The organism is Alloscardovia theropitheci (assembly GCF_004332295.1).
GTDB lineage: Bacteria > Actinomycetota > Actinomycetes > Actinomycetales > Bifidobacteriaceae > Alloscardovia > Alloscardovia theropitheci.
Map to the genome: position 1 here is coordinate 25,857 of NZ_RXLP01000012.1, position 12,476 is coordinate 38,332.

The 12,476-nt window shown below is 44.1% G+C and carries 9 protein-coding genes; 5 read left to right on the top strand and 4 right to left on the bottom strand.

What is annotated here, in order from left to right; genetic code table 11:
• Positions 1-82: 82 nt before the first annotated feature.
• Positions 83-1,174, bottom strand: coding sequence for an HAD-IIB family hydrolase (locus tag EJ419_RS02590; protein ID WP_131283366.1), 1,092 nt, complete (start codon positions 1,172-1,174; stop codon positions 83-85).
• Positions 1,175-1,224: 50 nt separating this feature from the next.
• Between EJ419_RS02590 and EJ419_RS02595 the strand changes: the two genes are divergently transcribed.
• Positions 1,225-1,659, top strand: a complete 435-nt coding sequence (locus EJ419_RS02595; protein ID WP_131283367.1) for a metallopeptidase family protein — start codon at positions 1,225-1,227, stop codon at positions 1,657-1,659.
• Here EJ419_RS02595 and EJ419_RS02600 read toward each other — a convergent pair.
• The gene (locus EJ419_RS02600; RefSeq protein WP_131283368.1) at positions 1,656-3,221 is read right to left on the bottom strand and encodes a DUF5719 family protein; all 1,566 of its coding nucleotides are present in this window, start codon (positions 3,219-3,221) and stop codon (positions 1,656-1,658) included. The two genes, EJ419_RS02595 and EJ419_RS02600, sit on opposite strands and share 4 nt — an antisense overlap.
• A gap of 16 nt (positions 3,222-3,237) precedes the next feature.
• A complete protein-coding gene (locus EJ419_RS02605; RefSeq protein WP_131283369.1) occupies positions 3,238-6,366 on the bottom strand; it encodes a glycosyltransferase family 2 protein in 3,129 nt (1,042 codons plus the stop codon).
• Between the two features lie 325 nt (positions 6,367-6,691).
• On the opposite strand from EJ419_RS02605, the gene EJ419_RS02610 reads away from it, so the two are divergent.
• The 4 genes from EJ419_RS02610 to EJ419_RS02625 all read left to right on the top strand — a co-directional run bounded on the left by EJ419_RS02610 (position 6,692) and on the right by EJ419_RS02625 (position 12,036).
• Positions 6,692-8,149 (top strand): LCP family protein, encoded by a 1,458-nt coding sequence (locus EJ419_RS02610; protein ID WP_131283370.1) that lies wholly within the window; start codon positions 6,692-6,694, stop codon positions 8,147-8,149.
• A 71-nt stretch (positions 8,150-8,220) separates the two neighbouring features.
• Positions 8,221-9,675 (top strand): LCP family protein, encoded by a 1,455-nt coding sequence (locus tag EJ419_RS02615; protein ID WP_240680310.1) that lies wholly within the window; start codon positions 8,221-8,223, stop codon positions 9,673-9,675.
• A gap of 77 nt (positions 9,676-9,752) precedes the next feature.
• The gene (locus tag EJ419_RS02620) at positions 9,753-11,747 is read left to right on the top strand and encodes an FtsK/SpoIIIE domain-containing protein (RefSeq protein ID WP_165496203.1); all 1,995 of its coding nucleotides are present in this window, start codon (positions 9,753-9,755) and stop codon (positions 11,745-11,747) included.
• Positions 11,748-11,757: 10 nt separating this feature from the next.
• Complete coding sequence (locus EJ419_RS02625; RefSeq protein ID WP_131283372.1) at positions 11,758-12,036, top strand: WhiB family transcriptional regulator; 279 nt, start codon at positions 11,758-11,760, stop codon at positions 12,034-12,036.
• Between the two features lie 83 nt (positions 12,037-12,119).
• Here the strand turns inward: EJ419_RS02625 and EJ419_RS02630 are convergent.
• A partial coding sequence (locus tag EJ419_RS02630) for an ATP-binding protein (protein ID WP_131283373.1) occupies positions 12,120-12,476 on the bottom strand: 357 nt, incomplete at its 5' end.

Genomic DNA, 12,476 nt, shown 5'->3' on the forward strand with positions numbered 1-12,476 from the left:
AACACACTAAATACTCTCACTTGCTCGCATAATATATCTATTACCTCAAGCAAGAAGAATATGCCTGATTTCCCAGAACGATTTAGTCATATGAGAAGCGATATCCCCCACCGCGAACCGTAACAATACGTCGTGGCATATGAGAATTATCTTCAAGAATTGAACGTAGACGAGCAATGGAGACACTAAGAAGCCTTGTATCTCCTGACGGAGCGTATTTCCATGCATCCTGCATAAGCTTCTCACGGCTAATGACTTTTCCTTGCGCATGCATAAGAGCCAAAAGAAGCGAAAACTCAGAATCTGAAATCGTTATCTCACGCCCATAAATCCACAATTTACGGCTAACTATATCTATACGCAGTCCCCGCGTGTATTTTTCCATAAATTGTTTCATCCACATATTCGTATCATCAGGACCTTCTACACTTACCGCCATCGTTCCAGCGAGTGCGGCGGGATAATCGTTACCTCCCGGCATCATCCTATCACCCACAAAAACAATGTCATGTACATCTATGGTATGCAATCGAGCAAGCTGGCGAACCGCGTAAGCTTTGTCAAGACCTTTATGCGATACATCAATACTCGTCGTACCAGCAATACGCACATTCAATTCTGGAAGTAGTTTTTGTAAGCGCTCTGCAAGAGGCGCCCGAAGTTTTCCCCGCGGATCCCACTTTTCCTTAATATCTGCATGGGCACGAGACCCTAGAGCGGAAAAAGTTATCTGACTGCCTCTATCTTCAATATGAGTACCATCTATATCATCAAACCATAATCCTAAATCTTGCGCGCATAGTTTAATGGCTTCGCTCGCGTGTAGCTTCTGCTCATGAGAAAGCTCTATATTATAGATACGCTCAAATCTGTGCCCATTCCACTGATAATATGCCGAGCCTGTAGTAGGTAAAAGAACAAGATTTTCCTTATGCGCGTAGTCAAAAATTGCGTCCAGAACCTGAGACTCAATCAACTCATATCGTCCGCCAGTAACGATAGCAACGGGTAATATATGCGTGAGGGAAGCAAATAAATGGGTTGTCTCATCACTCATTGGCATCTTTGATCGCGCTAAGGTATTATCCAAATCGAAGGCGAGCAAACGTGCATGATCTGCTAAAACGCTCGTATCAACATCTGTTGATTGAGGAACCACTAATTCATCGCACATATTGCCTCCTTTTCTCCCACTATTGTAACAAGATTGCTATGCTAGTGTGTATGAGCAATCTGCCATGGGATAATTCTACATATCGTAATCGTCACGGCCGCGGGATACGCCGGCCTGTTTTTGGCGCACGTCTGCCCCGATATCGCACAGCTACGGGATATTTTGATAATCAAGTACTCGCACAAGTCGAAAGACTTAAACGAGCATGGCCAAGTCTGCTTAACCGCGTCGAATTTGCTGTTGAGGATGTACCTCCTTCTCATCCACTTGCTTGGGAGCATTATTCTGTCGCATTATCTCAGAATTTTCCAGCAGCACATGGGATTCCCGCTCGTATCGCTCTGTATCGTAAACCAATTGAAGCCCGAGCACATCATAAGCTCGAGCTTCAATTAATCATTCGCGAACAAATTGTTCAGCAATTGTCTAATCTATACGGCCTATCTCCTAAAAGTATTGACCCCACATGGAACGATGAATTTTAATTCAAAATCGTTTTCTGACGTGTCACAGTATATTGCGTTGTGAATAATTCAACTGATGGAGTTGTCAGCACAGCACGTTGGGCAACTTGTGCAGATGCTAATGTATCCACGCTCAGGGATTGCCCTACAACGAGACTATCGCTTTGATTATCCCCCGACTGTGAAATTTGAATGGTTGCAGCGCGGTCACTTATATCTGTAGCGCTAAAACTATAGACACCATGCGCACTAATTGAAATATCGCGTTGACCTACACGAGAGCCATCAGCTGCAAAACCTACTACTTGTGCACTTCGTGCGGAGGTTGCAAGATTCGATATATCAATACGCGAATTCACACCGTCCAGCGCGTTAACAGCATATGCGCTATGTGCGGACTGTGATTGATTCATCGCAAAATCACTTTGCCCATCATTTCCGGAAACAGTTGTATAAGCTGAAGCAGAGAATTCACTCGTAGCATCGATAAGAACAGACTCACAATCTTGCGGAATATTCATGCGAGTGACGCTTACCTGATTAGCCTGGTATTGAAGCGATTGAGAGGAAATTTCACCATTGTTCCCTAAGAAAGTGAATTTCGCAGTTCCACCATCGTGAGCAAATAACGCAAATTGCGCAGATTGCACTCCGGAAAGCGCTGGAATAACTTGCTGAGCACGAGTTGCGTTAAGCGGCTGTATGTACTCCGAGCCTTGAGGAGTCAAACCACTCATATGAACCGCACGAACTACAGCAGCTACGGGAGCTGAGTCGCTATCTACTACAACATATGTAGGATCATCAGATTTAAAAGCAGCACCTAAATCAATTATTGATTCTGAATGAGCATTAATAGTTGCGGTAGCATGCGTTTCTAATGCAATCTCTTGATTTGATTGTGAGCCATAAGCAGTCAAGGTAATTGACGTTGGCTTATCCGAAGCATTTGCCACGATTAACTGCTGCGACCAACCCGTTGACGTTGCAGGTACGAGGAAGGACTGACTTGTAGCAAAAGATACACATGATGACGCCGAAATTCCACGCAAATCAGCATCAGATGCCCATGAAGCAACAGTACCGCTAGCTCCTGTGAAGGCTTTTGCGCTAAGAGTTCGAGTATGGATTATTGAGGAGGCTGTCCCATCTGTCGACGTGCTACGAACACTATCATCGTTCATCGCGGAATCAGACAATAATGATGTAGGTTGATCTTGATTACCTACACCTTGCATATTTGCCTGATACAAAGACCCCATAATCGAGATACGAGACGTACTAGTAAGGTTCCCCGTGCTTGCTTGGAAATCAGAATCGCCGTAGCTTTCAGAATCTGCCAAATCCATACGAGCCGGGCAATAGAATGTTGAGCTTAATTGAGCGACATCATGAACAGAGGTCGCTGACAATTGCTCGTTACCTACCCTTTGACGCGGAAAAGCTAGACCAGATCCCAAATAGAAGGAGCCTGCTACTAATACTAGTGCGCTTACTGTAGCACCGGTAACTGTCAACACTTTACGTCCAAGAGAATTATGCGCAGACTTCTTATCGTCCATATTGTGTTCTTTATCGCTCATTGATTATCTCCCTCTCTTATTCCCCGCGCGCAAAGAATCGTGGCATTGCCAAAATTAGGTAAATAAGACCAACAGTAATAAGCACACCTATCCATACGTAGCGCTGTGTGCTGTGAGCTATGCGATTATATCCGCTCATATCAACGCCTTGCTCAGACGCTGCTTTAATCGATATACGAATGTAAGCACCCTGATTATTATTAACAACAGTTTCCGTATTATTGGTTCCAGAAGCATTTGATACGAAAGTGCTAAAGTCAATATCATTGCCAGAATACATGACATAAATTCCACCGATTCCGGCATTACTTAAAGCGGTAATAGAATCATCATCATTACTCTCTACGAGCTGCGCTAAAGCTTGAGCAACATTATTTTCTGTTTTCGATGTCATGATGCCAGTAGCACGACTTGCGTCAACTGCAGCTGACGACGTAATAATATCGCCATGTGCGCTTGAAAGAATCGAATAATTCATGTGGTGATTGTCATCAAACTGCACAACAGCAATACGACGTGCCGGATTTGCCGTTACATATTCTTGTGCAACTATCGGTAAGGTTTGCGAGCTGACATGAACATTCGTATGCTGTGAAGTGAAGAATGCGCTAGCACCTGCTGCCCATGTCAATGTCATCAACGCGCAAATTGCTACGACAAATCCGCGACTGACAGCGAATGCAGTACGCTCAGGAGAACGAGAAAGTCCTCTCAATGCTGGATCTTCAATTGCTTCTTCCTGAGCTTGACGTGCCAATTTATCCTGAGTTAAAACAGGAATGAACTGCGTAGTTGCTGGCCCTGACATCATCGCTAGCAATGTCAGCAAAGCCATCATCACTACCGAGCTTGCTGGAAGAACAGACGCATAAATTACTGACTCGCTTCCCAATGAAACAGCGATGTGTGGCGCACATACGCTCATTGCAAGACCAGCAAGAATAACAGCCCACATACTTCTCGATGGCTTAAGCAACGATGGCACAGTCAAAGAAATAACTGCCATAATTACTAGCATGATAGATGCAACGATGCTTATAACCATTACGAGAGTTCCTGCAAGTTGCGACCCCCACAGCTGTGTCTGCCCGGGAACGAAAACTTGAAGAACACTAGCGTTTACATATGCGGTGTTTGCGATATCAGCAAAAAGTTGTGCCCATGATTGCGGTTGACGTATCACTGCGACGATAGTTGGGAAAAGCACAACGATGCTTGGGATTCCCATCGAAGCAATCATCAACACATGGTGACGATAGATTATAGACAAAACTAATGCAACAGCAATCATTATGAGGAATAGCTGTGGTTCACTTGCGGAGACTACAGCGAAGCATAGAGCCGCCCAAGCACTTGCTTGGATAGATGGCTCTGACTCAATTGGGTCTTCGGTTTGATAAACCCCTACTGCTTTTGCTGCAAATGCAGCACCTGCAGGCAAAAATACATATGTTACCATCATCGCAAGGTTGCCCGTTACAAAGACACCCGTAAAGAATCCTGAAGCGACCCACGCTAATGCAATAGTAATTCGCGCGATATTTGAACGAGTAAATATACCCGCCAATGCCCACATGCTCATCACTGCTGCCGGTACACTAGCAAGAATTATCAATGCGCTCGTCGCATAAGCATGTCCAAAAGTAAAAAGCGACGCAAGGGCATAAATAAGCAAGAATGGTGATGATGGGACAGATGCACCTTCGAGAACAGCAAAAGAGTACGGAGTCGTTGCCGCGTCAAAAAGTTCGCGAGTTGACGATGCAGTAGATATTAATGTACTTGATGCTAAATGCTCTCCTGCAAAAAGAGCACGAAGAGCAGCAAAATTCACAGCACAATTAATCGCGAATACTGCAACAGTAATCAGTGCCAGCCAGGCGTAACGCTGCCGTGCTAATTTTTGCAAGTGCACACGAACCATAGGACTTATTACTTTATTATTGTATTGCGCAAATAAATCATTGATATGGTCTTTATACACACGAACTTGTTCAGATTTCGCGCTCACAGCCGATAACTTTGATACTGATAACTTCTGTACACTACTTAAAGTCGTTCGCGCTGAAGCGATAGCAACACAATGTATGAGATTATGCCACGGCATAATAAGTTCACATATCGCTTCATAAGGTTGCTTCCTAATAAACGATGCTATAGCTCGCCCACACGCAACAAACAAGCTTAATGGCCACAAGTAAATCCAGCGAATAATAGACATATCGGAATAGAAATATGCATCGCGTGACGCAAATACACTAAACGCGCTATTTTTATAGGTTCGTAAATCTTCAGGTATGCATTCATGAATAGTTCCGTGAGGTGTTCGCACACCTTCAAAACGAGCACGACGATGTCCGATACGCGCACGAGGTTCAACAATGACGCGCCCACCTGATCGAGCCACACGTCGACCAAAATCACGCGATTGGCCGAAAGTTCCTAAGGCGTTAGAGAAGCCACCTAAACGCATCCAATCAGAAATGCGCACAAACGAACCAGTCAACGAGACAGCATAAACGTCTTGACGTGAATCATACTGGTCTTGATCCATTTCACCATCAACGACAAGTGAGGTGATACGGTGATATCTTTGTGCATAATACCCCACATTTGCCAGAACCTGACCATCCCAACTTAATTGTTTTGCACCGATAATACTTACTGAGGCATTGTTGTGTCGAACTTCGTTTACCGTATCAACATAAGTATTATCAAGTGGACGTGAATCATCGTGAAGCAACCACAAATATTCTACTGAATTTGCAATTAACCCACTATCCAATGCATGGTTAATTGCCTGAGTCACAGCTTCACCATAAGAGCGACCACTTGAAGTAACGACATCAGTATGAGTAGTAAAGACATCTAAAGCCGTGCGTAGCAAGCGTTCATCCGATTGAGTCATCTTTTCAGCATCATGCGCACAGTTAACAATAATCACGTTACCAGGAAGTACTGTTTGATTCATGACAGCCGCCAACGTATCTGGTAAGTAACGCGTATCATCTTCAACGGTAATTACAGCGGTAATTGTTGAGTCTATACTCTGCTGCGTTGAGGAAAGAGAGCGTATCTGTCGTGCAGCCTGCACACAAGCTTGTGCAAGCCCCATCTTCTCACTACTATCCGCTTCTCGCGTCATTTGTGTACTATGATGCAATCTATTCACAAGACTTACCTTAGTTTAATTTACGACGAATCGCGAAAATCTTCCTCTTTTACTAACACGGTCTTTACACTATATGACTGTAAATGACTAATTTGAGATGAATTTACTTCACTTCCTGAGCAAATTCGTCCATTCTTAATACGTCTTTCTTTCACAAAGCAAACCGGTATATACAAACCTCGCATATATTATGTCCTACTTTTCTCAAAAGAAGTGTGTAAATATGTAGCAGAATAATCATATTTTCAAGGAGTTTCTATAAACTTAAAAAGATACATGTATTGGAAAGGCTTTAAGAGTGGCACAACGTAAATCAAAGCATTCAACATCTCATATTCAACGCGCAAAATTGCCTTTTGCTCCGGCGCACTCTTTTGGATATAAAGCTCCTTTCTCATGGGTTAAAGCGATTGCTGTAGTTTTGGTAGCTGTACTTGTCTTTGCTGGTAGTGTTTTTGCTAGTGTTTATACGCAATTTGCTCAAACAGTCAGCAATGCCAAGGTCAGTGTCATCTCGCAGAAGAATATAAAACAAGAAATCGTTGACCCTAATGCGGGCAAAGCACTTAATCTCGTTGTTTTTGGCACAGATAGCCGAGATGGTGATAATGCTGCTATTAGCGGTGATGGCGCTGAAAATACAGGAAATCATCAAGCCGATACCACTATGATTGTGCACATTTCTGCCGATCGAAAGTTTATTGATATCGTGTCCATTCCTCGCGACTCAATAGTTTCCGTACCAAGTTGCACCACTTCTAAAGGAACGATTCCTGCTCAGACAAATGTCATGTTTAATTCCATTTTTGCTGAAGCATATAATCAAGGCGGCGACTTAGCATCAGCCGCAAGCTGCTCGTTGAGCGCGATTAACTCTTTGACTGGTTTGAGCATTTCGCAATTCATTACAGTTGATTTTAGCGGTTTGAAAAATATGATTGATGCGCTAGGCGGCGTCGATGTATGCATCAGCCAAGACTTTAGTGACGAGAATACTAATATGTCTCTCCAGCATGGTCTTAATCATTTAGACGGTGTGCAAGCTACACAGTACGCTCGAATTCGCCATGGCATTGGCGATGGCTCTGACGTTATGCGTACAGTTAGACAGCAATATCTTATTAAGATGCTTATTCGAGAAGCCTTAAAGCAAAACTTCCTCACCAATTTCGATAAGCTCTATCAGCTTGCTACTACCGCACTTCAGTCTTTGAACATCTCTGAGGGAATGGCAGATTCAGGAACATTAATTGGTCTAGCATCAAGTTTAAGAAACTTCAAAACTTCAGGAATCTATTCTCAAACAGTTCCTGTAGCTAACTGGGCACAAGATCCTAATCGCGTTGTGTGGACCTCCGAGGCAGATACTTTGTGGGATCGTATTAAGAACGACTTACCATTAACTGATGTGCCTTCAGATGCAGATTCATCATCAGATAATTCTGCTTCTTCTCAGAGCACTCAGTCTGACGCACAGTCTCAAGAGCAGTCTGAACAGAGTACGGATTCTTCAAATAACAATTCTGCTGAGCAAACAAATTCAGATTCAAACTCTCAATCTCAAGATGCTAATCAATCAACGCAGACTCCTGATCCAAACACCGGTTTGATTAAGCAAGCAGATGGCACACTCATTGATCCTGCAACAGGCGGACGCGTCGATCCAGAAACTGGTGTGATTTACTCCCCAACGAGTGGATGGTCTATTGGATTAGCTGATGAATATCTCAACTACACGTTCTGCTCTATTAGTTAATAATCTATCAGTTAAGTGGATATGAATTCCATTATTCATCATTACAAAATACAATTCATGTGAGAAGTACCATGGCGAGAATATCTCAGAACAACAGTAGCGATAACGACAAGAGCAAGCATAATGGCGAGCAAACTCCTCCACCGAGCTTTGCTCCCATGCGTTCTCATAATGCAAATCGCGATGTGCCAAACAATGGCTCACAGCGCTCATCAGCACAGCGCTCATCTGCACAGCGCGCTTCGGGTAACTCGGCGACTCCACCGAGTTTTTCACCTCGGTCTTCTTCATCGCGAAACGGCTCTGGGCGCACCGCCACACCTCGCCCACTCGATGGCACCCCACAGTCCTTTACACCACGTCAGTCTGCATCATCTCGCTCGTCGCGCAGCTCACAAGGTAGGACAGCTAACTCTTCTACATCGCGAGTGCCATCATCGTCACGTGGCAATGAGTATGCACGCTCTACACCTGCTTCAAGTAATTCTTCGCGACCGGCCTCTTTCTCATCATCGCGAGGAGGAGCTTCATCGGTTGCGCCGATGCGAAATGGCGCTGCTGTACGAAAAGGACGTGCAGGACGCATTATCGCTAGTGTCCTTGCGATAATTCTTGCGATTGCTCTTATCTTCGGTGTTTGGGGGTGGTTCTGGGTAGATAGCCAGCTTAATCGAACAATTGATTTGACGAATGCATCAGATAATTCGGCTGCACACAGGTGGCTCATTCTTGGTTCTGATTCGCGCGAAGGTCAAACTGTCGGAAGTGGCGATGCAGGACAACTTACCGGCTTTAGGACAGACACCATCTTAGTTCTCACTAAGCCACAAAGTGGACCTGCTTCACTCATCTCCATTCCGCGAGACTCATACGTAGAAGTCAATGGCGAAGGAATGAAAATTAATTCTGTTGCACAATTTGCTGGCTATGATGCGCTCATTTCTTCGGTCGAAAGCATTACTGGTTCAAAGATTGACCATATCGCACAGATAGGTTTTGACGGCGTTGCTAATATCGTCGACGCTCTTGATGGTGTTGAATTGTGCTATGACAACGACGTGAATGATCCATACTCTACACTCAATTGGACTGCGGGATGTCATGTTGCAGATGGCCCTACAGCTTTAGCATTTGCTCGTATGCGTTATGCAGATCCTGAAGGAGATATCGGTCGCGCTAAGCGTCAACGCCAAGTTATTAGCGCAATTATGCACAAGGCAGCTAGTTCAAGTACCTTGACAAATCCTAGCAAAGCGATTCGCGTTGCTTCTGCCACATTTAAGGCACTATCTGTAGATAAAAGCGCTAACACTGGTTCGATGATTTCTATGGCTCTTGCTTTTAGAGATGCCTCTGGTTCTCATGGCGTTACAGGAAGTGTCTATTTCGATAACCTTGATTATGAACCGGGTGGAATCGGCTCAGCAGTTCATCTCGATGCTGAAAAGAATACAGAATTATTTAATTCTCTCAACGCCGGCACTATTTCTGAAGGAACTTCTGTCGGAGGCTATACCGGCCAGTAATTTACGATTGTATTCACATTCGTTCACATTCCTCCGATGATTTGAATGCCATGCATGCAGCTTTTAAAGTTGCGTTCATGGCATCATTTATTTCTCGCTTTATCCAAAAGCGTTCTCATCAAGAAGAAGCTTCTACGACGCTAGCAAAAGATACATCACAGCAAACGCGTCGTCACATTCTTCGCATAATGATGCTCACTGCTCCCCTGCTAACTTATGCATTCATAATCGTATGGATGATACTGAATAAACAATGGGCGTATCTTATATTCCTTTTGCCAACTCTTATTATGACGGTGATGTCCCTTGTCATAACGCTTATGAATGAGAAGACTACTACGAGTTCACACGAGGAAACTGCTAAACGCGCTACCCAAGAACTCACGTCAAAGCAAAAAGACCAGCAGCTTATCGATGAACTTACCCGCTTATATTATGCGCACTCACAAAGTACAGATGAAATCCCTAAAAGTAACTCTTCTTATGTGTCACAGCACCATTCTTCGAATGTTCATTCATCTCGTACATGTTCACCCAATATCTGCTCACACATATGGAAATCATTAGTTCATTCTTGGCTTCAACCCACGTGCAGTATAGTGCTCGGAAGTAATGTCTCTGTTGATTTGCCAGCCGATGGTCCGCATGCTCTTATAGCTGGTACGACAGGATCTGGGAAATCGGTTCTACTTCAACGGTGGGCTGTTGAGCTAGCCAGCCATAACAGCCCAAACGATATTCACTTTGTTTTCCTTGACTTCAAGGGTGGAGCTACTTTTCACATTGCTCGTATGCTTCCCCACTGTGTTGGTTCAGTAAATAATCTTGATTTAGCGCATGCTGCGCGTGCCATAAGGGCACTTATAGCAGAAATGATTCGACGAGAAAAAATATTATCGCAGTTTAACGTTTCGTCTGTGGACGACTTACCATACCATGAGCCGAGACTCATTATTATTGCGGATGAATTTTTCGTCCTAATCTCTCAATTACCTCAATATTCGCAGCATTTCTCAACCCTTATCTCTCAAGGGCGCTCTCTTGGGATTCACTGCATTATCTGCACACAAAACCCTATTAACCAAGTGAGCACCCATATCAAAGCCAATATGCCTATTCATATTTGCTTGCGCGTTATTGATGCCTTACAGTCTCTTGATTTTCTTGGTTCTACCGCTGCTTCTCAGATTCCGCGCTCTATCCAAGGCGGCGCATTTATACACTCAGGGACAGCCATACATCCATGCATTATCAATTTTGCGCGGCTAACTTCAGATTTTGTTTCATCCTGTTACGATGCCATGCATTTCATGCGCATGGAAGCTCCACCCCAACTTTTCTCTGGCCCAATGCCAAATACATTAGTTCGCGATTCTCAAGAAACACCATCGACTAAGCCGACCAGCACTCTTACGATTGGCATGTCCGATGATGGTATGTGCTATCTCCCTTATAAATTTGATTTCTCGTCCTCACTGACCGACTCACCCCATAATACTGTCATGAGTAATATCAACGCGAAGAAAATTATCGTTCTCACTCATATGCCATTGGAATCGTTATACATGAATATGACAAGCATCATACAGTCGCTACAACTGTCATGTTCATTTCAGCAATCGCGCTCCTCTCATATATCGCAGTCGCCTCTCCAAGCCGGAAATCCAATCAATACAAAATCAGTAACCCGCATTGTGACACGATGGTTTCCATCATATCCTTCTCATGACGACCCTGAATTATCTGCTCTTCTTCATGACCCCTATACTCATCTCATAATCGCTGTGCCCACATGGTCACGCTTTCTTAACACAGTTTCTCAGCAAGATAGGCACCTGTGGGAGCAAGCCACAATTATTACTTCATTAGAAGGCAACTCCATATTCTTATACTCACACCACTCAATTCCACCCGAAATTAAGGAGCTAATCAAAGAATATTCTTCCCCACATCCGCAACGCTGTCTACTTTTTGATAAAAAACCAATAGTAATTCAATTTTTCTCAATAAATTCTGGCGAAACTCTTGAAAATTTAGACACAGTGTGGTTTCCTATATTGAAGGAAGATTAGAGGAGGCAATATGAGCAGTTCCTATGATTGGCGTGCAAAAGCAGCATGCCGCGATAAGGATCCAGAGCTTTTCTTTCCTGTAGGCAATACAGGAGCTGCATATCAGCAGATTGAAGAAGCTAAAACCGTATGCCGTTCCTGCGAAGTAATTGATTCTTGCTTGCGTACTGCGCTTGACACGAATCAGGATTACGGTGTGTGGGGCGGTATGAGTGAAGACGAACGCCGTGCACTCAAGCGCCGTGCAATGCGCGCTCGCCGAACTGCTTCGTTAGGTCTACATCACTAGTAAGTCGGTATTTATTAAGCAATGTGTGGTTGGTAATCCAAAACGATTACCAACCACACATTGCTTTAGACGTTACATAAACATTATTCAGCAGCACGTAAAGTCATTGTAAGCTCAATTCGAGTTCCACCATTTTCGCCCGGGGCCCAGTGAATGGAACCATTAAAATCATTTTGCACAAACGTATTTACGATTTGAGTTCCAAGTCCCGAGCCAGAAGATTTAGCAGACATAGTATCCGCGTCTGCCTCAGAATCGATCCCGATACCATCGTCTTCGATAATGATATGGAGATCATTCGATGCGCGTAAGGCAGAAATTTGAATATGTCCCTGCTTACGGTCTTCAAATCCGTGCTCAACACAGTTAGTCACAAGTTCCGTCAGAATCAAAGACAGAGGTGTAGCATCTTGTGCTGGCATCATGCCAAACTTACCGGC